Source organism: Sorangium sp. KYC3313, assembly GCF_052075895.1.
In the GTDB taxonomy this organism is placed as follows: domain Bacteria; phylum Myxococcota_A; class Polyangia; order Polyangiales; family Polyangiaceae; genus Sorangium; species Sorangium cellulosum_B.
The window spans coordinates 1402294-1423592 of record NZ_CP197255.1 but is presented as its reverse complement, the minus strand read 5'-3'; the positions used below and the strand labels follow the sequence as shown (position 1 = coordinate 1423592).

Genomic DNA, 21299 nt, shown 5'->3' with positions numbered 1-21299 from the left:
CGAAGCAAGCCTCGTACCAGCGGCGACGGCTGGCCGCCGGAGCGGGGCGCTCTCCGTTCGGCCTGGTGGATCGCGCCTGAGGTCGCCGCCTCGACGGGCAGGCGCGCTTCAGCACATGACCATGTTGCCGCGGTCACTCCACAGCCTGCGGGCCAATCGCGCAATCGGGGCTTGTCATGTCCGAGCTGCTTTGGATTTCCTTCTCCCCGGCGCGGCGCTTGCTCCTGCCTCGTTCCCCAAGCGCTCGACGAGGAGCTCCACGAACGCCCGGACCTTGGCCGGCTGGTGGAGGTGGTGAGGGAAGACGACGAAGATCGATATCTCTTGCCCGACATGGCTCAAGAGCACAGGCTGGAGCCGACCGGCTGCCAGATCCGCTGCTACGGCGAAGTACGGCAGCATCGCGAGGCCGAGCCCGTCGACGAGCGCTTGCCTGAGCACGACGACATTGTCCACGACCAGATTGCCCCTGACCGGCACGGCGAGCGTCTCCGCGCCGGACTCGAAGACCCACTCGCTCGACTGCCCCGAGAGACGGATGCAGTTGTGCCGGACGAGATCGCCGGGCACCTGCGGCGCGCCGTGGCGCGCGAGGTAGCCGGGCGAGGCATAGACCCCACGACGGTAAGACCCGATCTTGCGCGCGACACGCGCCTCATCGAGCTGCCGCGCAAAACGCACCACGACGTCGAAGCCCCCGCCGACGACATCCACGAGGCTGTCGGAGAGGGAGAGCTCGAGGCGGACCTGCGGGAAGCGCGCCGCGAAGTCGCCTAGCAAGGGAGCGATCTTCAGTATCGCCGAACGAGATGGGCGCCGACACGCGCAAGAGCCCCTCGGGGACCCGGCTCACGCCATGCATCGCGGACGCGGCCTCGTCGGCGGCTGTGAGGATACGCTCGCAGCTCTCGTAGAGCCGCACGCCCTCCTCGGTGAGCGCGAGGCGCCGCGTCGAGCGGTGGAGCAGCCGTACGCCGAGCCGCTCCTCGAGCGCCGCGAGCCGCGCGCTGACGACCGACTTCGAGAGCCCGAGCGCGCTCGCCGCGCCCGTGAAGGACTTGCGCTCCACCACGCGCGCAAAGATCGCCATCGAGAGGAGATCGTCCAGGGAGGTGGTCAGCATTGTCCTGTGAGCAGAACAGTTTAACCGGCGGAGGACTCTACCGCAACGACGAAGGCCGCTTCATCTTCAGGCCATCGCCATCGCCATCGCCATCGCCATCGCCATCGACGGCGCGCGCGCGCGCGGCGCTGCCGCCTGTCGCGGGCGCTGGCGAGACCTCGCGGCGCGAGGGCGGACGCTCGTTCGCTCATTCGCTCGTTCGCGCGGGCACGACCTTTCACGGTCCTTCACGTCTCACCGAGGGGCGGCAGCCGCCCTGTTAGTAAATACACCTTACCGAAGGAGCTCTCATGAAATCGACCATGGCACTCTCCCGCTCGATCCTCCTGACGGCGCTGGGGCTCAGCGCATCTCTCGTCGCGTGCGGCGGAGACAACACCACGAGCAGCGGCAGCGGCGACAGCGTCTCGACGCCGGAGCTCAATGTCCACGCCGAGCTCGACGCAGCAAAGTTTCAGCTCCCCGAGGGGCTCTGGGTCACCGCCGACAGCAAGACGGCGTATATGGGCTATGCCCTGACCGGGGAGATCGTCGCCGTCTCGCTCGCTGACAACAAGGTGTCTGCCTTCGCCACCGTGCCGGCGCCGCCCGCGAACACGGGCTTCGTCACCGGCATCACCCAGTCTGCTGCCGGCGATCTCTACGTGGCCGCCGCGTCGCTCGACCCGGCGTCGTACGCGCCCGGCATCTACAAGATCCCGGCGGCGGGCGGTCCGGTGACCACGGCCTTCGCCGCCGACGCGGCCATGAACCTGCCCAATGGGCTCGTCTTCGACGAGGATGGCAACCTCTTCGTCACGGACTCGGCCCTGGGCGCGATCTTCAAGATAAGCCCCGACGGCAAGACGGTGACCAACTGGCTCACCGACCCTTTGCTGAAGGGGGACATCGCCGCGACGAACCCCTGCAAGACGGTCCTCGGCATCCCGTTTGGCGCCAACGGCCTCGCGCTCTCGCGCAGCGCCTTCTACGTGGCCAATACGGACAAGGCGGCGCTCATCAAGATCCCGATCAAGGCCGACGGGACACCGGACGTCGCGGTCGAGTTCTCCACCTCGGATCCGGCGACATGCCTGCCGCTCCAGGGCGCCGACGGCATCACCGTGGACGCCGACGGGAGCATCCTTGTCGCCGGCAACGGGGGCAACGCGCTCGTCCGGGTCGGGACAGACGGCAAAGCGGCCGTGCTCGCCAGGGGCGGCTTGCTCGATGGGCCTGCGAGCGTCGCGCTCGCGACGTTGGGCTCGGAAAAGCACGCCCTCCTCACCAACTTCGGGCTCATCACGCTGCTGTCGATGAAGACCCCGAAGGTGGGCCTGCTCTCCTACGGCCCGCTCCCGTGATCGTCGCGAGCCTGGGCCGAAGACGGCTCGCCAGGCGCCGTCCCCGCGGAGCTTGACCCGGGCGAACGTTCCACGGCCCCCTATGCGCAGGATCCATGCACCGAATTCGTGATCTCGAGGAGCGACCGCACGAGCGGGTCGTTATCGTCCATGGCGCGCCACACCGCGCGGCCAAGGATGACAACATCGAGGTCCCGAACCCGCTTGAACACCACCCCGGCAAGGAGCGTCGGCGCGGCGCTCTCGGGAAACAAGCTGAGACCTTCGCCGCTCGCCACGAGCATGAGGATCACATCGCTGCTGGCCTCCTCGTGGGCCAGCTCGAGCGGTTGACCGTGCGCTCGGAAGGCGGCGATGATGTCGTCCTGGAGGCGCGGGCCCTCCTTGCGCGGAGGCCAGAGGAAGCGCTCCTGCTTCAGGTCCGCGACCCTCAGCGTGCGCCGTGCAGCGAGGCGATGGCTCTTCGACATCACGACGCCGACGCGCTCGCGATACAGCACGCGGAAGCGGTAGAGCGGGTTGTCGTCCGGCGAATGATAGCCGTACCCGACCGAGATCTTGCCATCGCGCAGCGCGGCGACCTGCTCCTCGCTCGGCAGCGGCCGAAGGCGCACCTCGACCCGCGGATGACGCGCGCGGAACGCCTGCACGATCCCCGGCAGAAGGAGGGTGTCCGCCAGGGCGCCGTCGAATCCGACCACGACCCTCCCGATACGGCCTCGCGCCGTCGCGCGGGCGTCCTCGACCGCGAGCGCGGCGCGAGCCAGGGTCGCGCGCGCACCTTCGAGGAAGCTCCGGCCGGCGGCGGACAGCTTCACCCCGCGTCCCGAGGGCACGAAGAGCTCGACGCCGATCTCCGCTTCGAGCTGAGCGATTTGCCGGCTCAAGGGCGACTGCGAGACGTGAAGCTGCTCGGCCGCCCTCCCGAAGTGCTCCGCTTCCGCGACGGCGATGAAGTACCGCAGGTGACGCAGCTCCATGTTTCAGATCTATCAGGTCTGAAACCGTTGCGATCAATGTCATGGTGGTCTCGAACGCGACGGTGCAGGCTGTTCGACATGAGGCGACACGAGAGAGGCCCGGCGGCTCACCCCGAGGCGAACCCGATGATGCAACGTCGCCCCGCCGGCGCGGCGCTCGTCGCCGGGGCGGTGATCTTCTTCCTCGCCGAGCTCATCGCCGCCGCGGCATGGACGGACCCTCCCTACAGCTACACGCATCACTACATCAGCAACCTGGGGGTCCGTGGCCCCCTCGAGGCTCTTGGCCAGTTCATGAACTCGCCGCTCGCGTGGGTCATGAACACCGGGTTCTTCCTCTTCGGGATCCTGTTCTTCATCGGTGTCGCCGCGCTCGAGGGTCTGCGAAGCTGGCGCCGCTGGGCAGCGCTCATCCTGGGAGCGCTCGTGGCGCTTGGCGGCGTCTTGCTGGCGCTCAACCCCGGCTCCGGAGAGCCGCCCGACGGCGCGGTCGACTATCACGGCCTGGGCGCCTTCGCGTCCATCGTCGGAGGCAACGTGCTCGCGATCTTTCTTGGACGCCAGCGCCGACAGATCGGAGTCACTCCGAGGGCCGGGAGGGCCATGGTCGTCCTCGGCGTGTTCGGGCTCGCCTCGATGGTGGCCTTCCTCGCGGTCGCCAGCTCGGGGGCCAACGTCCTCATCGGCCTCGTCGAGCGCTGCGCCGTCTATCCCATCCTGGTCGGCTTCCTCTGTGCGGGGACGTCGATCTGGAATCGCAGGACCGCTCATGCAGCTTCGCGACCTCTTCCTTCGAGCGCGGCGAACGCGCGGGCAGCGGCGCCGCGCAGGGCGAGCTCTACCTGACCGACGTCGTCGCGCAGGCCGCGAACGCCGCGACCCCTCCCACCTTTTGGCTGAAACCGGCGCGGTCGGCAAGTACACTCGCGCGCCATGCCTGTGGTCGCCCTGCTCCTCTTGCCGTTTCTCGGAAGCGTACTCACCGCGGTCCTGCCGACGCGGGCACGGTCCGAGCTTGCGGCTTGCGCAGGGCTCGTGTCGGCCGGCGCGGCGGCCTGGGTCATCAGCCTGTTCCCGCGGGTGCGTGACGGGGGCGTGATTCGCGAGACGATCTCGTGGGTGCCTTCGCTCGGTCTCGATCTGGTCCTTCGGATCGACGGGTTCGCGTGGATGTTCGCCGTGCTCATCACCGTCATCGGCGCCCTCGTCTGTCTGTACGCGCGCTACTACATGTCCCCCGAGGATCCGGTGGCGCGCCTGTACGCGCTCTTCCTCGCGTTCATGGGCGCGATGCTGGGCGTCGTGGTCTCGGGCAACCTCGTTCAGCTCGTCGCCTTCTGGGAGCTCACGAGCCTCGTTTCGTTCCTGCTCATCGGCTACTGGCATCACCGGGTGGACGCGCAGCGGGGCGCGCGCATGGCGCTCATCGTGACCGGCGCGGGCGGGCTCGCGCTCCTCGGAGGCATGATCATCCTCGGCCACATCGTCGGCAGCTACGAGCTCGATGTGGTCCTCGCCTCGGGCGGCCGCGTGCGCGCACACCCGCTTTACCCGGTCGCGCTCGTCCTCATCTTGCTTGGCGCGCTCACCAAGAGCGCCCAATTCCCGTTTCACTTCTGGCTGCCGCGGGCGATGGCGGCGCCGACGCCGGTGTCCGCCTACCTGCACTCGGCGACCATGGTGAAGGCGGGCGTATTCCTGCTCGCGCGGCTCTGGCCGGCGCTGTCGGGGACCGAGCTGTGGTTCTGGATCGTCAGCGGCGCGGGCATGACGACGCTCCTGCTCGGCGCGTACATCGCGATGTTCCAGAACGATCTGAAGCGCGTGCTCGCCTACTCGACCGTCAGCCACCTCGGCCTCATCACGCTCCTCTTCGGGCTCAACAGCGCGCTCGCCGCGGTCGCGGGCGTGTTCCACATCATGAACCACGCGACGTTCAAGGCCTCGCTGTTCATGGCCGCGGGCGTCGTCGACCACGAGACCGGGACGCGCGACATCCGTCGCTTGAACGGCCTGATTCGTTCCATGCCCCGCACCGGCGCGCTGGCGCTCGTGGCGAGCGGCGCGATGGCCGGCGTGCCGCTGCTCAACGGCTTTTTGTCGAAGGAGATGTTCTTCGCCGAGACGATGTTCTTGTCCGCGCACCCCTCGGTGGAAGTGGGGCTCCCGGTGCTGGCGACGCTCGCGGCGATCTTCGCGGTCGTGTACTCGCTGCGTTTTGGCTACGACATCTTCTTCGGCCCGCCGTCGACCGATCTCCCTCGCCAGCCGGAGGAAGCCCCGCGGTGGATGCGGACACCGATCGAGCTCCTGGTGCTCAGCTGCCTCATCGTCGGTGTCGCGCCGACGCTCTCCATCGGGGCGTCGCTCGCGGCGGCTGCCCGCCCCGTGGTCGGCGGGACGCTCCCGGACTACAGCCTCGCCATCTGGCACGGCTTCAACCCGCCTTTCGTCATGAGCCTCGTCGCCATCTCGGGCGGCGTCGTCGGGTACCTCTGGCTGCGCAAGCATCAGGAGCAGGGGCGGCTCCAGGACGCGCCCTTCGTCGAGCGGCTCAACGGAAGGCGGCTGTTCGAGGGCGCGCTGTTCGGGCTCACGCGCCTCTCGCGGAGGGCGCTCCGGCTCGTCGGAACTCGACGACTTCAGACGCAGATGTTCGCGATCATCGCGGTTGCGCTCCTCCTCGCGCTCCTCGCGGCGCATGGCGTCCCGCTGGAGTGGGGCGACCGGGACAGGCTCCCCGCGTCGCCTGCGTTCGTGATCTTGTGGGGCATCGGCGCGGTCTGCGCGGTCGGCGCTGCCGTGATGGCAAAGTTCCACAGGCTGATCGCGATCACCTTGATGGGCGGCGCAGGCCTCGTCACCTGCCTGACGTTCATGTGGTTCTCGGCGCCCGACCTTGCCCTCACGCAGATCGTCGTGGAGGTCGTCACCACCATCCTGTTCCTGCTCGGGCTGCGCTGGTTGCCGATGCGCATCGAAGGAATTTCGAGGCGTGTCACGGCCCGCGACAGGGCGCGACGCGCGCGCGATCTGCTGCTCGCGATCGGCGCCGGCAGCGGTCTCGCCGCGCTCTCCTATGCCATGCTGACCCGGCCGGCGCCGCACAGCATCTCACCGTTCTTCCTCAGCCGCGCGCTGCCGGAGGGAGGAGGCGCCAACGTCGTCAACGTCATGCTCGTCGACTTTCGTGCCTTCGACACGCTCGGCGAGATCACGGTCCTCGGCGCGGTCGCGCTCACGGTCTACGCCCTCCTGCGCCGCTTTCGGCCGCCGCCGGAGAGCATCGAGCAGCCCCAGCAACAGAGAGCTTTGCCGGCCGATATCGTCACCGACCTCATGAAGCCGCGCACGGCCGAGGACGCCGAGCGCGGATACATGATGGTGCCGGCGGTCATCGCGCGCGCGCTCCTGCCGGTCTCCGTCCTCGTCGCGGCGCACTTCCTTCTTCGGGGGCACAACGAGCCAGGCGGCGGCTTCGTGGCCGGCCTCGTCGTCGCGATCGCGATGCTCATGCAGTACATGGTCTCGGGGGCGCTCTGGCTGGAAGCGCGCGCGCGCCTCCGTCCGGCGCGCTGGATCGCCGCTGGACTGCTGCTCGGGGCGACCACGGGCCTCGGCGCGCTCGCCGTCGGCTATCCCTTCCTCACGACGCACACGGCGCATGTCAGGCTGCCGCTGGTCGGCGAGGTGCACCTGCCGAGCGCCACCTTCTTCGACCTCGGCGTGTTCGCGGTCGTCGTGGGAGCGACGCTCCTCACCCTCACGGCGCTCGCTCACCAGTCGCTGCGCGCGCACCGGCGATCAACGCAGAGTCCAGCGTCGTTGACGAGCAAGGGCACGAGCTAGATGGAAGCCCTGCTCGCGCTCGTCATCGGTGTGCTCGGCGGAGCCGGGGTCTGGCTCGTGCTGCGTCCGCGAACCTTCCAGGTGATCATGGGGCTCACGTTGCTCTCGTACGCGGTGAACCTCTTCATCTTCAGCATGGGGAGCATCTTCATCGACAAGCCGCCGATCGTGCGACCTGGAGCGCCCGCCGATCTTCAGCACTACACGGATCCGATGCCGCAGTCCCTCGTGCTCACGGCCATCGTGATCGGCTTCGCGACCACGGCGCTCTTCCTCGTCGTGCTCCTCGCTTCGCGCGGCCTCAGCGGCACCGACCACGTGGATGGAACGAGGGAGGAGCCATGACCGAGCGCTTCCCGCACCTCATCGTCGCGCCCGTCGTGCTGCCGCTGATGACGGCGGCCCTGCTGCTTCTGCTCGGTGAGAAGCGCAAGCGCGCCAAGTCGATCGTCAACATCAGCGCGGCCTTGGCTGGCCTCCTCGTGGCGCTGGAGATCCTGCGCGGCGCCGACGCCGGCGGTTCGTCCGGCGCGGCTGGTGTGTATCTCATGTCGAACTGGGAGGCGCCCTTCGGGATCGTGCTCGTCGCGGACCGGCTCTCGGCGCTCATGCTGGTGCTGGTCGGCGTGGTGAGCCTCTGCGCTGCCCTGTACGCCGAGGCCGCGTGGGGTCGCGCGGGCGCGTACTTCCATGCGCTCTTCCAGATTCAATTGATGGGGCTCAACGGCGCCTTTCTCACGGGGGACCTCTTCAACCTCTTCGTGTTCTTCGAGGTGATGCTCGCGGCGTCGTATGGCCTGCATCTTCATGGGTCGGGGTGGCCGCGGGTGCGCTCGGGGCTCCACTACATCGCGGTGAACCTGCTCGCGTCGTCGCTCTTCCTCGTCGGCCTCGCCGTGCTCTACGGCGTCATGGGCACGCTCTCCATGGCCGACATCGCCGAGAAGCTCGCGCTCGTCCCGGCGCGCGATCGCGGGCTCTTGCACGCAGGCGCGGCGGTCCTCGCCGTGGCGTTCCTCATCAAGGCGGCGATTTGGCCCCTCAACTCCTGGCTGGTGCCGGCCTACACGGCCACGAGCGCGCCTGTCGCGGCGCTCTTCGCGCTGATGACCAAGGTGGGCATCTACGCGCTCGTGCGCTCGTGGACGCTGTTCTTCTCCGCGGGCGCTTCAGCGCAGTTCGGGGCGACAGTCCTGCTCTACGCAGGGCTCGCGACCATCGCCTTCGGCGCGATCGGCCTCATGGCGTCCACGTCCCTCGGGCGCATCGCGGGCTTCTCGGTGATCGTGTCGTCGGGGACGCTCCTCGCGGCGCTCGGCACGGGGACCCCCGCGGTGACGTCGGCGGCGCTGTTCTACATGCTGAGCGCCACGCTGGCGGTGAGCGCCCTCTTTCTCCTCGTCGAGCTGGTGGAGCGCATCGGCTCCGACGGACAGCGGCGGGTGCCGGACCTCGACGTGGAGCCGGGCGAGGACACCAACCTCGATGAAGAGGAGGCGCCGCTGGTCGGCCAGGCGTTTCCGGTGTCCATCGCGTTGCTCGGCCTGGCGTTCATGGTCTGCGCGCTGCTCGTCGCAGGGCTGCCGCCGCTCTCGGGTTTCGTCGCGAAGATCTCGTTGCTGACCGCCCTCCTGTCGCCCCGAGGGGACGGCCACGCGAGCACCAGCGCCCCCGTCTCGTCCGCCGCGTGGGTCCTCTTCGGGCTGCTGCTCCTCTCGGGGCTCGCGGCCACCATCTCCCTCGCGAGGGCGGGCATTCGACACTTCTGGTTGACGGGCGGGCGGCTTCCGCCCCGCTTGAAGGTCGTCGAGGCCGCCTCCGTCCTCGGCCTCCTTCTCTGCTGCATCTTGCTCACGCTGTACGCTGAGCCGGTCCTGCGCACCACGAGCGCGACAGCCGCGGGACTGCACTCGCCGCAGGCGTACATCGAGGCCGTCTTGTCGGCGAGGCCTCGCCCGGGACCGACGCGTTCGGTGATCGAAGAGGAGGGGGCGCCGTGACCTTCCTCAAGAAGATCGTACCCGCTCCGCTGCTGTCCGCCGCTCTGTTCGCGCTGTGGCTGGCGCTCGCGCGCTCCACGAGCGCGGGCCAGATCGTCCTCGGGCTAGGGCTCGCGCTGGCGGTGCCGCTCGTTACCTCGACCCTGCGACTGACGAATGTCCGGGCGCGGCGACCGCTGGTCGTCGTGCGCTTCATCCTGAGGGTCGGCTACGACGTTTTGATTTCGAATTTCGAGGTCGCCTGGGGCGTGGTCACATGGCAATGGCGGCGACCGCGGTCGGGGTTCGTGATCGTGCCCCTCGAGCTGCGTGACCCCGTCGGGCTGGCCGCGTTATCCATGGTGACGACCGTGGTTCCGGGCACCGTGTGGTCGGAGCTCGCGCTCGATCGCCGCGCGCTCTTGCTGCACGTGTGGAACGTCGGTGATGAAGGCGCCTTCGTCGCCCGCTTCAAGGCTCGCTACGAGGAGCCTCTCAGGGAGATCTTCGAATGAGCGCACTTCTGTCTGGCGCAATTGCCTTCGCGCTCGGCTGCTACGCCGTCGCGTCGGTCCTGGTGGTCATCCGGTTGATCCGCGGGCCGCGGGCACAGGATCGCGTGTTCGCGCTCGACTTGCTCTACTTCCACGCGATGCTGGTCATGCTGGTGCTCGGTATTCGTCACCGGAGCGACACGTACTTCGACGCCGCGTTGCTGATCGCGCTGTTCAGCTTCGTGAGCTCGTCCGCGATGGCGAAGTTCATCCTGCGCGGGGAGGTGATTGAATGAACCAGCTTCCCCTCTGGGGCGAGGCGGCGGTCGCTGCGCTGCTCGTGCTGAGCGGCCTGTTCGTGGTCATCTCCGCGTTCGGGTTCCTGCGCCTGCCAGACTTCTTCCTGCGCATGCACCCCCCTGCGCTGGCGTACACCTTCGGCAGCTGGTGCGTGACGCTGGCAGGCATCCTCCACTCCTCGATGATCGAGTCCCGGCCCGTGCTGTACCCGTGGCTCATCATCGTCATGCTCTCCATCACGGTCCCCGTGACCACGCTGCTCTTGGCACGTGTGGCGCTGTTCCGCCGCCGCGCCGCGGGAGCAGCCGACGCTCCGCCTCCGCTCACTCCACACCGCGACTCCTGAGGGCGGTTCGAGGCCGGGGAGCGGCTCATGCGCGAACGTAGGCCAGGGTCGTCAGATACGTCGAGTCTGATGCTCATCCAACGAATCGGCAGCGGGCGGGCGGCCGCGGCGGGGCCCAGAACGAACGGCAGGATGCCGCCTCATTCGGGCGCCTCGGCGCGTGGCCGAGCAGGCACGATCAGCACGTCGCTGGCGACCTCACGCAGCACGTCTCCGGCGACCGTTCCGAGGAAGGCGTGAGCGACCCCGGAATAGCCGTGGGTGCCGAGCACCAGGAGGTCGCTCTCTGCCTTCTTGACCGCCTTCTCGATCACGCGCCGCGCGGAGCCGCATCGAACATGCATCTTCCAGGGCGGCCCCTCTGCCGGCCGCACCTTCGCCTGCGCCAGCGAGGTGGCGAGCAGCTTCACGAGCTGCTGTGTCGCTGCTTGCTCGAGCCCGCTGCTCCATGCCTCTGCGTCCTCCTCCGAGAGGCTGCGATAGATGGATCCGCGATAAGGGGTGTCGAACGCATGGATCACCATGACACGCGGCCGCGGGGTCGGAATCAACCGGAGCATCAGCGCGAGCACATCTGTGGATCCTGGCTCGAGATCGAGGGCGACCGCGGGCCGGCTGTACGCCGCGCGAGGAGCCAGCCGAACCGCCAGGACCGGGAGCTGCCCGCGGCGGATGACACGCTCCGCGGTCGAGCCGAGGAAGGTGTCCCGGAGCGCGCGGCTGCCGCCGCGGCCCATGACGATGAGCTCGGCGCTCGTCGAGGTCGCGCAGCCTGCGATCTCCGCGGCCGCGCTGCCGACCTTCACCACCGGTTCGACGTCGACGCCCTGGGGCAGCATCTTTGCGAGATGCCGCGCCTCGTTCACGAGTGATTTTCTCGCGTCGCGCTCGGCGCGGTCCTGGGCCCTGGCGGGGAGGTTGCCGGGAACGACGTGAAGCAGCGTGACGCGAGCTCCATCGGCCAGAGGCAGGAGTGCAACTCGGCCGAGGACGCGGTCCGAAATGGCGGTCAGATCGACGGGGACGAGCAGCGAATGGAAGCGCTCGCCCTCGTCCAGCTCGGGCTGCCCTTCGCCTGCCCCCGGCTTCTTCAGACTCTCGGTCACTGTGTGGCCTCCTCTCTATGAAGCAGGTCTCTTCTCGGAGAACGCCCTCCACCGTGCCTGGAGCAGCCGATCTAGGCGCGACGACCGCCTCGGGAGAACGCGGCCAGGCCCCTGGCGAGCGCCCTCGTCACGAGCGCCGCGGCGAGGCCAAGGATCCCGAGATCCGCGAGACCTTGGTTCCGTAGCGCGACCGCCCCGACGATGCAATCGCCCGCGAGCAGGACCACGAGCGAAAGGCCGAGGTGAAAGCGGCGCGCGTCGTCGTGCGGCCACCCGGGCGCGGGCTCGCCCCTGGCGCCTCCGAACGCCCGGATCCCGGCGGCGATCCCCAGGAGAAACACCGCATATCCGGCGCCGAGCAGCGCCTCCGGCGCGACGCTCACGGGAGCTCGCCCTGCCCCGCGCCCGAGGGCGCTGCCCTCCCGGCGCTGTCCGGCGGCGCCTCGATCTCGGTGAAGAGGCTGTCGCGGGCTTCCGGCCCCGCGAGCTGCGGAACGCGGTGGCGGACGCCGCGGTAGGCGAGGAGGAGGAGCGGCAGGGTGCCGCCGACGATGAAGAGCACATCGCCCGGCAGGCGCATCCACTCCACGAGGCGGTTCGTGGGGTTCGTCAGGTACTGGAGCTCTCGAGCCTCGAAATACCCGTAGCTCACCGCGTGGTGGAGCTGCAGGAGCCCGAGCGGGAACAGCGTGGCGAAGACCATCCACGCGAGCCCGACGTTCAGCGACCAGAAGCTGATCTTGGCCGCCCTGTCGGACCACTGCGCGGCGGGCATCAGGTAGCGCAGCGCGAAGAGCGCGAGCCCGGCGGCCAGCATGCCATAGACGCCCATCATCGAGGCGTGCCCGTGGTTGGCGGTCAGCGCGGTGCCGATCTCGTAATAGGACACGATCGGCAAGTTGATCAGGAACCCGAAGATCCCGGCCCCCAGGAAGTTCCAGAACCCCACGGCCACCAGGAACATGATCGCCCAGCGATGCGGGAAGGGCTTCGTCGACTGTCCTCCTTGCACGATGCCCAGGCGGAGGAAGGTCCACGCCTCCACCGTGAGGAAGGTCAACGGGATCACCTCCGCGGCCGAGAAGAAGGCGCCGAGCGCCATGTGCTCCACGGGCGTGCCGGAGAAGTACAGATGGTGCATGGTGCCGATCACCCCGCCCGCCGAATAGAGGATGACCTCCAGGTAGATGAGCCGCAGCGCGATCGCCTCGGCCACCACCCCGAGCAGGACGAAGAGATAGGCCACCATGAGCGTGGTGAACAGCTCGAGGAAGTCCTCGACCCAGAGGTGCACCACCCAGAAGCGCCAGAAGTCGGTGCTCGTGAAGTTCGCGCGCGGGTGCGCGAGGAGGCCTACGGCGTAGAAGGCAGGGATGGCCAGCGCGGCGAAGAAGAAGAGCCAGGGCATGTTGCCCCGGTGCTCGACGGCGAGCCGACCCCGGAGCACGCGGAAGAGCAGCGCCACCCAGGCGAACAGGCCGAGCGTCAGGAGCACCTGCCAGAAGCGGCCCAGATCGAGGTACTCGAACCCTTCGAGCGCGAACCAGATGCTGTCCGAGGCGCCGTGGATGGCGAGGAGCTCGCCGAGGAGGCTGCCCGCGACGACGATGACGAGCGCCCCGAGCAGGCCATAGGCGAGCCAGCTCTGGCCTCTCGGCTCGCGCCCGCTGATCATGGGCGCGATGAAGATGCCCGCGCCGAGATAGGAGACCGTGACCCAGAAGATGGCGAGCTGCAGGTGCCAGGTGCGCACCAGGTTGAAGGGGAAGGCCCCGGCCAGGTTGAACCCGAAGAAGTTGGACAGCTCGGCGCGATAATGCTGCGTGGCGCCTCCGAGGACGGACTGGAGGGTGAACAGCAGCGCCATGACCAGGAAGAACCACGCCGTCGCGCGCTGGGCTGGGGTCAGGGCGACCTCGCCCGGCTGGCGGAAGCTGAGCCGGTGCCCTTCCCGCCCGTGCCAACCGAGGAAGCGCCATCGCCCGAAGGCCGCGAAGAGCAAGCCGGTCCCGCCGAGGAGCGCGATGAGCGAGAGCACGCTCCACACCACCAGCTCGCCCGTGGGCTGGTTCCGGACGAGCGGCTCTGGAGGCCAGTTGTTGGTGTACGAGTAGGCCTCTCCGGGGCGCTCCGTCGAGGCGGTCCAGGCCGTCCAGGCGAAGAACGAGGTGAGCTGCGAGAGCTCGCGCGCGTCGGAGAAGAGGCCGGAGCGCAGGCCGTGCTCGCCGCTGGGCTGGGCGAAGAAGCGGCGATAGTGATCCTTCAGCAGCTCAAAGGCCTCTGCCTGGGCGTCGGTGAAGACCAGCGTTCCTGTCGCGGGATCATAGCGGTTTTGACGAAAATCGCCGGCGGTGCGCGCGAGCGCCTCCGCCGAGTCCACGCCGCCGTGGCGAGAGGCGGCGTGGGAGGCGGCCCGGCGGAGGTAATCGGCGGTGAAATCCGGGCCGAGGTAGGCGCCGTGGCCGAAGACGGATCCGTATTCCATGAGCCCGTTGCGCAGGAACAGCTCCTGACCCGTGAGCACGTCGTCGCCCGTGAACAGAACGCGCCCTGCAGGGTCGACCACCCGGGCGGGGATGGGTGGCTGTGCCGCGTAGGTGCGGTAGGCGAGCAGGCCGAGCACGAAGAACCCGAACAGGAAAACGAGGGCCGTCGCCTGGACCCAGCCGCGCGAGATGAGGAGGTTTCGCCGTTCGGAGGAGCGCGTCATGGGAATGCCGGGAGCAAGCCGAGGAGGGCCCACCCGTTCTCCGAGATGACGACCGAGGAGGCTGCGTTGCGCGGCGTTCGTGCCGGGTACGATGACCTGGACGAGGAAGCGGGGGTCTTTCCGCGGATTCCTCCTGGCCGCTGACGGCGAGCTCGTCCTGGCGGTCGGGCGGCGTTCGGCGTCGGGACACGACGAGAAGCGCGCTCGAAGCGCATCTATCGGATATTCCAGCCCATCATGTGGCCTCCCGCCCTCTGGCCGGCGCGGGAACACCGCCCTCCTCAGCGACCTGCCTCGCACCCGCCTCGCACCCGCCTCGCACCCGCCTCGCACGACGCTCGCGCCCCGGCGCGAGCCCCGCGAACCCGCGTGCCCCTGTCGGCCGGGGCACGGTATGCTTGTCGCACCATGAAGTACTCTCCCTGCCTGCTCCTCTCGGCGTTTCTCGCTGGCGCCTGCGGAGGTGGCGAGGCACACCCATCAGGTCCGACCATGACCGCAAGCTCCTCTCTGCTCCCCACCGCGGCCAGCGCCGCGCCCGCCCCCGCCCCCGAAAACCCGAGCCGCCCCGCGTACCCGCCCACCCGCGTCGCCCCGGTGACGGACGCCGTGCATGGGGTCGAGATCACCGACCCGTACCGCTGGCTCGAGGACGGCGACGCGCCCGAGGTGAAGGCGTGGATGAAGGCTCAGGACGCGTTCACGCGCGTCGAGCTCGCCCGGCTCCCCGAGCGGGACGCGATCGCGTCAAGGCTGAAGCAGCTATTCTACATCGATGCGGTCTCCGCGCCGCGCCACCGCCGGGGCCGGTACTTCCTGAGCCGGCGGCACGCGACGAAGGAGAAGTCGGTCGTCTACTGGAAGGAGGGAAAGAGCGGCGACGAGCGCGTGCTGTTCGACCCGAATACCTGGTCCGAGGACGGCAGCGTCTCGCTGGGCGGATGGGAGGTGTCGTGGGACGGCAAGAACGTCGCCTACAAGATCCAGCAGAACAACTCGGATGAAGCGACCCTCTATGTGATGGATGTCGCGTCCGGCAAGCGCTCCGAGGTGGACGTCATCGAAGGGGCCAAGTACGCGGTTGCGTCGTGGACGCCCTCCGGCGACGGCTTCTACTACGTCTGGCTCCCCACGGACCCGTCCATCCCGGTCGCCGAGCGGCCGGGTTACGCCGAGGTGCGCTTCCACCGGCTCGGCCAGGATCCGAAGCAGGATCGCGTGGTGCGCGGCAGGACGGGTGATCCAAGGACCTTCCTTCACGCGTCCCTCTCCAAGGATGGCCGCTTCCTGGTGCTCACCGTCGCTCACGGATGGACCTCGGCCGACGTCTACTTTCGCGATCTCCGCAGGCCGGGCGGCCAGGCCGCGGACAAGCCGCTCGCGGTCGGGCGCGACGCCCACTACAACGTCGAGGTCTACAAGGACCGGCTCTATGTCCACACCGACGAGGGCGCGCCGCATTACCGCGTCTTCGAGGTCGATCCGGACAGGCCGGATCGCGCCGCATGGAAGGAGATCGTCCCGGAGCGCCCCGACGCCACGCTGGACAGCGTCTCCATCGTGGGTGGGCACCTCGCGCTGAGCTATCTCAAGGACGCTTCGAGCCGCGTCGAGGTGCGCGCGCTCGACGGCAAGCTGGTCCGCGAGGTCCCGCTGCCGGGCATCGGCACCGTCGGCGGCCCTTCCGGGCTGCCCGACGAGGACGAGGCGTATTTCTCGTTCGAGTCCTACACATCGCCTCACGAGATCCACGCGACCTCGATCAGGACGGGTCGGACCGAGCTCTACGCGCGCATCGAGGTGCCCATCGACCCGTCGCCCTTCAGCGTGGAACAGGCCTTCTTCCCCTCCAAGGACGGCACGAAGATCTCGATGTTCATCGTCCGCCGCAAGGACATGAAGAAGGACGGGAGCTCCCGCGCGCTGCTCTACGGCTACGGCGGGTTCCAGATGTCGCAGACCCCCGCGTTCACCTCCTCGATGTACCCCTGGCTCGAGCGGGGCGGCGTGTACGCGGTGGCGAACCTGCGCGGCGGTGGCGAGTACGGAGAGGCGTGGCACCGGGACGGGATGCTGCTCAAGAAGCAGAACGTGTTCGACGACTTCATCGCCGCCGCGGAGCACCTGGTCGGCGAGGGGTACACGCGGCCCGAGCGGCTCGCCATCCTGGGCGGCTCGAACGGCGGCCTGCTCGTCGGCGCCGCGCTCACGCAGCGGCCCGACCTGTTCGGGGCCGTCCTCTGCGGCGTCCCGCTGCTCGACATGGTGCGATACCACCTGTTCGGCTCCGGCAAGACGTGGATCAGCGAGTATGGCTCCGCCGACGATCCGGAGCAGTTCAAGGCGCTCTACGCCTACTCCCCTTATCACCACGTCCAGTCGGGGAAGCGGTATCCGCCGGTCCTCCTGCTGTCGGCCGACAGCGACGACCGGGTCGACCCCATGCACGCGCGCAAGTTCGCCGCCGCGCTGCAGTCCGCGAGCGCGGGCGGCCCCGTCCTGCTCCGCATCGAGCGGAACGCCGGGCACGGCGGCGCGGATCTCATCAAGTCGGCGGTCGCGAAGGGCGCCGACCAGATCTCGTTCGCGCTGTGGGCCACGAGCGCGCAGGCGCCGGCGATCAGGCGGTGAGGCGGCGCGCGGCGCGCCACGAGCGGCGCGCGTGAGGCGCGGGACGCGCGCCGCGGGCGGGGCGACGGACAGGCTTGCGGCTCCGCGCCGCGACGGCTAACAACGCGCCGCTGTGCGAACGCTTCACCCCGTAGCCGGGGCTTCCCGCCGCGGGCCTCTGATCTCGCGCCCCCTCGCGGCCGCCGTCTCGGCGCTCGCGGAGGGCCCGCGCGCGCCGCTCGCGGACCTCGCCGATCCTGCGGCGGTGCTGGCCGGGCTCATGGACCTGCACGGGAGCGTCTCGCTCGCGCGCGAGCTCTCGCTCCTCGACCGCCACCCCGCGCCGCCGCCGGCGTCCGAGGGCGCCCGCGCCGAGGTCCGGGCGCTCGCCGCCGATCGCCTCGGCGAGCTCGCGGAGGCGCTCGACCAGGTGTTCGCCGCCCCGTTCCACCGGCGGAACAAGCTCCCCGACGCGGCGGCGGTGCACGCGACGCTGGAGCAGACCGGGGTGTTGCCTGCCCGCGCGGCCCGCGACCGCGCGGGGCGCCCGCTCGCGTCCGCGGCAGGGCAGATCTGGGAGCCGTTCGGAGAGCTCATGGGCCGCGCCCTCGGCCGCATCCGGCTCGAGACGCGCGCGCTGCGCGAGGAGCTCGCGCCTTCGCTGCGGGCGCTCGGCCCGGAGGCGGCGCGGCTCGAGCGGCTCGACGCCGCGATCTCCGCCGCCACCCAGAAGCGGCGCGAGCGCGCGCTCGCCGAGCTCGTCCCCGGGCTCTCGCGCGCCTTCGCGCGGGCCTTCCGCGCGGCCGTGGGCGCGCTGCCGGAGGGGGCCGGGCTCGAGGACGTCGCGGGCTGGTTCGGGCAGGAGCAGTGGCTCCTGCGGGAGCTCAAGCGCATGGAGCTCGTGGTCCAGGCGGTGCTCGCGCACGAGGCGGGCAGGCTGCTCTCGCTGGTCGACGGAGCGGCGGCGGCGGGCGCGCCCGCGTAGCTCGCGGGGGGCTTCACGATGCGGCTCGCGACGGCGCGGCAGTGGACGACGCGGATCCTGGTGCTCCTCACCGGCGGGGTCGGCCTCGCCCTGGTGGGGCGGGCGGCGCTCGTCTACCGCGGGGCGGACCCGCTCGCGTACCGCCTCGTGCAGCTCATCGCGCTGGGGCTCGCGCTCGGCACGCTCGAGCTGTTCGTGCGCGCGGGGCGGGCTGCCCGGATCGAGCGCGAGGTCGGCGCGCTGCCGCGGCCGGCGACGCGGGCGGCGATCGAGCAGAGCGGCGCCCCGCTCCGATCGATGCTCGAGGCGCGGGTCGCCGGCGCGGCGCTGCCCCCGGCGAGCGCCACGTTCGCCTCGTACCTCGTCGGCCTGCTCGTGATGATCGGGCTGCTCGGCACGTTCCTCGGCCTGTTCGAGACGCTGCAGGGGGCCCGCGAGGCGCTGACGCTGAGCGCCGACGTCGACGCGCTGCGGGCGAGCCTGGCCGCGCCCATGCAGGGCCTCTCGCGCGCGTTCGGCACGTCGGCGGCGGGCGTCGCGGCGTCGGGGGTGCTCGGGCTCGCCGGTGTGCTCCTGCGCCGTGCCGAGGCGCGGGCCGCGGCGGCGCTCCAGGCCTACGCGTCGGGCCCGCTCGCGGCGCTCACGGTGGCGGGGCGGCAGCTCGCGGCGCTGGAGGCGCTCGCGCGGCAGGGCGAGGCGCTCCCCGCCGCGGCGGCGTCGCTCCGCGAGGCCACGGGCCGGCTCGAGCGCCTCGAGGAGCGGCTGCTCGCGGTCCAGGTGGAGGGCGCGCGCCAGGCCGCCGCCTCGTTCGCCGCGGCCGCGGCCGAGGTCCGCGGCGACATCGCCGCGGGCCTCCGGCAGACCGCTGACGTCGCGGCGAGCGTGGTCAGGCCGATCCTGGCGGAGGCGGTGGAGCGCGCGGGCGCGGTCGCGGGCGGCGCGCTTCAGGCGGTCGAGCGGCGCCTCGACGAGGAGGCGCGCGCGCGGCGGGAGGCGGACGTCGCGTCGGCGTCGAGGCTGGAGGGCCAGGCGGAGCGGCTGTCGTCGGTGGTGGGGGAGGCGATCGAGCGGCTGGAGCGAGCGCACGCGGCGCGCGCAGCGGAAGCGGCGAAGCGGCAGGCGGAGCTGGACGCGGAGCGTGCGGCGCACCTGACGGCGCTGGGCGAGGCGCTGGGCGAGGCGCTGTCGGAGGCGGCGCGTGCGGCGCAGGCGGCGCCGGAGGCGGCGTCGCGGCTGATCGGGGAGGCGTCGGAGCGGCTGTCGGCGCGCGCGGAGGCGGACGCGGCGCGGGATGTGAGGCTGGACGCGCTGCTGGAGAAGCTGTCGGAAGCGACGGCGGGGATGGCCGGGAGCGCGCGGGAGCAGGCGGAGCGGGTGGCCGCGCTGGCGGAGGCGGCGGAGCGTAGCGGCGCGGAGCGAGAGGCGCGCGCGGAGGCGCGCGTGGCGGCGCTGGGCGAGGCGGCGCGTGCGCAGCTGGCGGAGCAGGCGTCGCGGCTGCTGGCGTTCGAGGAGCGGCTCGACGGAGCGCGGCGGGAGGCGGCCGACGGGCTCGCCGAGCGGCTCAGCGCCCACGCCCGCGGCCTCGGCGAGAGCCTGGCGCAGCTGGAAGGGGGCGTGGCGTCGCGGCTGGAGCGGATGGAAGGGGGCGTGGCGTCGCGGCTGGAGCGGATGGAAGAGGGCGCAGCGAAGCGGCTCGCGCGGCTCGACCAGGAGGCCGCTGCGCACCGGCGCGAGCTCGAGACGGCGTCGTCGTCGAGGCTGGAGGGCCAGGCGGAGCGGCTGTCGTCGGTGGTGGGGGAGGCGATCGAGCGGCTGGAGCGAGCGCACGCGGCGCGCGCAGCGGAAGCGGCGAAGCGGCAGGCGGAGCTGGACGCGGAGCGTGCGGCGCACCTGACGGCGCTGGGCGAGGCGCTGGGCGAGGCGCTGTCGGAGGCGGCGCGTGCGGCGCAGGCGGCGCCGGAGGCGGCGTCGCGGCTGATCGGGGAGGCGTCGGAGCGGCTGTCGGCGCGCGCGGAGGCGGACGCGGCGCGGGATGTGAGGCTGGACGCGCTGCTGGAGAAGCTGTCGGAAGCGACGGCGGGGATGGCCGGGAGCGCGCGGGAGCAGGCGGAGCGGGTGGCCGCGCTGGCGGAGGCGGCGGAGCGTAGCGGCGCGGAGCGAGAGGCGCGCGCGGAGGCGCGCGTGGCGGCGCTGGGCGAGGCGGCGCGTGCGCAGCTGGCGGAGCAGGCGTCGCGGCTGCTGGCGTTCGAGGAGCGGCTCGACGGAGCGCGGCGGGAGGCGGCCGACGGGCTCGCCGAGCGGCTCAGCGCCCACGCCCGCGGCCTCGGCGAGAGCCTGGCGCAGCTGGAAGGGGGCGTGGCGTCGCGGCTGGAGCGGATGGAAGGGGGCGTGGCGTCGCGGCTGGAGCGGATGGAAGAGGGCGCAGCGAAGCGGCTCGCGCGGCTCGACCAGGAGGCCGCTGCGCACCGGCGCGAGCTCGAGACGGCGTCGGCGTCGAGGCTGGAGGGCCAGGCGGAGCGGCTGTCGTCGGTGGTGGGGGAGGCGGTCGAGCGGCTGGAGCGAGCGCACGCGGCGCGCGCAGCGGAAGCGGCGGAGCGGCAGGCGGAGCTGGACGCGGAGCGTGCGGCGCACCTGACGGCGCTGGGCGAGGCGCTGGGCGAAGCGCTGTCGGAGGCGGCGCGGGCGGCGCAGGCGGCGCCGGAGGCGGCGTCGCGGCTGATCGGGGAGGCGTCGGAGCGGCTGTCGGCGCGTGCGGAGGCGGACGCAGCGCGGGATGTGAGGCTGGACGCGCTGCTGGAGAAGCTGTCGGAGGCGACGGCGGGGATGGCCGGGAGCGCGCGGGAGCAGGCGGAGCGGGTGGCCGCGCTGGCGGAGGCGGCGGAGCGTAGCGGCGCGGAGCGAGAGGCGCGCGCGGAGGCGCGCGTGGCGGCGCTGGGCGAGGCGGCGCGTGCGCAGCTGGCGGAGCAGGCGTCGCGGCTGCTGGCGTTCGAGGAGCGGCTCGACGGAGCGCGGCGGGAGGCGGCCGACGGGCTCGCCGAGCGGCTCAGCGCCCACGCCCGCGGCCTCGGCGAGAGCCTCGAGGCAACCGCAGCGGTGGTGCGGGAGGCCTCGGAGCTCGTGCGGGCCGGCGGCGCCGAGATGACGTCTGTGGCGGAAATGTTCACCGTGGCGGTTGACCGTTACCGTGACGCGAGCGATCGCTGGCTGAACAGCCTGGGGGCGATCGAGGACGCGATCGAGCGCCGGGAGCACGGCGAGGCGACGGACCTCCTCGGCGCTTACCTCGACCAGACCCGTGAGGTCTTCGATCACTCGCTGCAGTTCCAGCGCGAGCTCTTCTCCGAGCTGCGGGCGCTGAGGAGCAAGACGAGCTGATGCGCCGCGCCTCGCGTGCGTCTGGCCCTGGTCTCTCGCGCCTTGAGGCCGTGCGCTCGGCGGATCGCGGCGAGATCTCACCGCGTTTGCTGACGTCCG

Annotated in this window: 16 protein-coding genes and 1 pseudogene; 11 read left to right on the top strand and 6 right to left on the bottom strand. The window is 71.0% G+C overall.

The annotated features are described in order from the left end of the window. Nucleotides 1-174 precede the first annotated feature (174 nt). Together ACSRUE_RS05550 and ACSRUE_RS05545 are read right to left on the bottom strand one after the other, a co-directional pair. On the bottom strand, nucleotides 175-780 hold the full coding sequence (locus ACSRUE_RS05550; protein WP_441290100.1) for a substrate binding domain-containing protein: 606 nt from the start codon (nucleotides 778-780) through the stop codon (nucleotides 175-177). Nucleotides 781-982: 202 nt separating this feature from the next. Beyond that, nucleotides 983-1090 (bottom strand): annotated as a pseudogene (locus ACSRUE_RS05545) (helix-turn-helix domain-containing protein); the annotation flags it as partial. Nucleotides 1091-1425: 335 nt separating this feature from the next. Here ACSRUE_RS05545 and ACSRUE_RS05540 point away from each other — a divergent pair. Then, nucleotides 1426-2466, top strand: a complete 1041-nt coding sequence (locus tag ACSRUE_RS05540) for an SMP-30/gluconolactonase/LRE family protein (RefSeq protein ID WP_441290099.1) — start codon at nucleotides 1426-1428, stop codon at nucleotides 2464-2466. Nucleotides 2467-2546: 80 nt separating this feature from the next. Here ACSRUE_RS05540 and ACSRUE_RS05535 read toward each other — a convergent pair whose 3' ends face one another. Then, nucleotides 2547-3446, bottom strand: a complete 900-nt coding sequence (locus ACSRUE_RS05535; RefSeq protein ID WP_437762985.1) for a LysR family transcriptional regulator — start codon at nucleotides 3444-3446, stop codon at nucleotides 2547-2549. Nucleotides 3447-3572: 126 nt separating this feature from the next. Here ACSRUE_RS05535 and ACSRUE_RS05530 point away from each other — a divergent pair, with 126 nt between their 5' ends. The 7 genes from ACSRUE_RS05530 to ACSRUE_RS05500 all read left to right on the top strand — a co-directional run bounded on the left by ACSRUE_RS05530 (nucleotide 3573) and on the right by ACSRUE_RS05500 (nucleotide 10414). Beyond that, entirely contained in the window at nucleotides 3573-4292 is a 720-nt protein-coding gene (locus ACSRUE_RS05530) for a DUF998 domain-containing protein (protein WP_437762984.1), read from the top strand. 87 nt (nucleotides 4293-4379) lie between these two features. Next, nucleotides 4380-7295 (top strand): monovalent cation/H+ antiporter subunit A, encoded by a 2916-nt coding sequence (locus tag ACSRUE_RS05525; RefSeq protein ID WP_441290098.1) that lies wholly within the window; start codon nucleotides 4380-4382, stop codon nucleotides 7293-7295. Continuing rightward, nucleotides 7296-7640 (top strand): Na+/H+ antiporter subunit C, encoded by a 345-nt coding sequence (locus tag ACSRUE_RS05520; protein ID WP_012241187.1) that lies wholly within the window; start codon nucleotides 7296-7298, stop codon nucleotides 7638-7640. Beyond that, nucleotides 7637-9295, top strand: a complete 1659-nt coding sequence (locus tag ACSRUE_RS05515) for a monovalent cation/H+ antiporter subunit D (protein ID WP_441290097.1) — start codon at nucleotides 7637-7639, stop codon at nucleotides 9293-9295. The genes ACSRUE_RS05520 and ACSRUE_RS05515 overlap by 4 nt, the downstream gene beginning before the upstream one ends. Next, the gene (locus ACSRUE_RS05510; RefSeq protein ID WP_441290096.1) at nucleotides 9292-9789 is read left to right on the top strand and encodes a Na+/H+ antiporter subunit E; all 498 of its coding nucleotides are present in this window, start codon (nucleotides 9292-9294) and stop codon (nucleotides 9787-9789) included. The genes ACSRUE_RS05515 and ACSRUE_RS05510 overlap by 4 nt, the downstream gene beginning before the upstream one ends. Further along, on the top strand, nucleotides 9786-10064 hold the full coding sequence (locus tag ACSRUE_RS05505; RefSeq protein WP_012241190.1) for a K+/H+ antiporter subunit F: 279 nt from the start codon (nucleotides 9786-9788) through the stop codon (nucleotides 10062-10064). The genes ACSRUE_RS05510 and ACSRUE_RS05505 overlap by 4 nt, the downstream gene beginning before the upstream one ends. After that, on the top strand, nucleotides 10061-10414 hold the full coding sequence (locus ACSRUE_RS05500; RefSeq protein WP_437762980.1) for a Na+/H+ antiporter subunit G: 354 nt from the start codon (nucleotides 10061-10063) through the stop codon (nucleotides 10412-10414). The genes ACSRUE_RS05505 and ACSRUE_RS05500 overlap by 4 nt, the downstream gene beginning before the upstream one ends. 140 nt (nucleotides 10415-10554) lie before the next feature. Here the strand turns inward: ACSRUE_RS05500 and ACSRUE_RS05495 are convergent, their stop codons facing one another. The 3 genes from ACSRUE_RS05495 to ACSRUE_RS05485 form a co-directional block, all read right to left on the bottom strand. Further along, the gene (locus ACSRUE_RS05495) at nucleotides 10555-11520 is read right to left on the bottom strand and encodes a universal stress protein (protein ID WP_441290095.1); all 966 of its coding nucleotides are present in this window, start codon (nucleotides 11518-11520) and stop codon (nucleotides 10555-10557) included. Between the two features lie 71 nt (nucleotides 11521-11591). Beyond that, nucleotides 11592-11903 (bottom strand): hypothetical protein, encoded by a 312-nt coding sequence (locus ACSRUE_RS05490; protein WP_441290094.1) that lies wholly within the window; start codon nucleotides 11901-11903, stop codon nucleotides 11592-11594. After that, entirely contained in the window at nucleotides 11900-14230 is a 2331-nt protein-coding gene (locus ACSRUE_RS05485) for a nitric-oxide reductase large subunit (RefSeq protein ID WP_441290093.1), read from the bottom strand. Before ACSRUE_RS05485 ends, ACSRUE_RS05490 begins: the two co-directional genes overlap by 4 nt. Before the next feature lie 492 nt (nucleotides 14231-14722). On the opposite strand from ACSRUE_RS05485, the gene ACSRUE_RS05480 reads away from it, so the two are divergent. The 3 genes from ACSRUE_RS05480 (at nucleotide 14723) to ACSRUE_RS05470 (ending at nucleotide 21200) form a co-directional block, all read left to right on the top strand. Beyond that, nucleotides 14723-16861: a prolyl oligopeptidase family serine peptidase gene (locus ACSRUE_RS05480; protein ID WP_441290092.1), complete on the top strand. Its 2139-nt coding sequence runs from the start codon at nucleotides 14723-14725 to the stop codon at nucleotides 16859-16861. A gap of 112 nt (nucleotides 16862-16973) precedes the next feature. Beyond that, on the top strand, nucleotides 16974-17825 hold the full coding sequence (locus tag ACSRUE_RS05475) for a hypothetical protein (RefSeq protein WP_441290091.1): 852 nt from the start codon (nucleotides 16974-16976) through the stop codon (nucleotides 17823-17825). Nucleotides 17826-17843: 18 nt separating this feature from the next. Beyond that, a complete protein-coding gene (locus ACSRUE_RS05470) occupies nucleotides 17844-21200 on the top strand; it encodes a hypothetical protein (protein WP_441290090.1) in 3357 nt (1118 codons plus the stop codon). Nucleotides 21201-21299 lie beyond the last annotated feature (99 nt).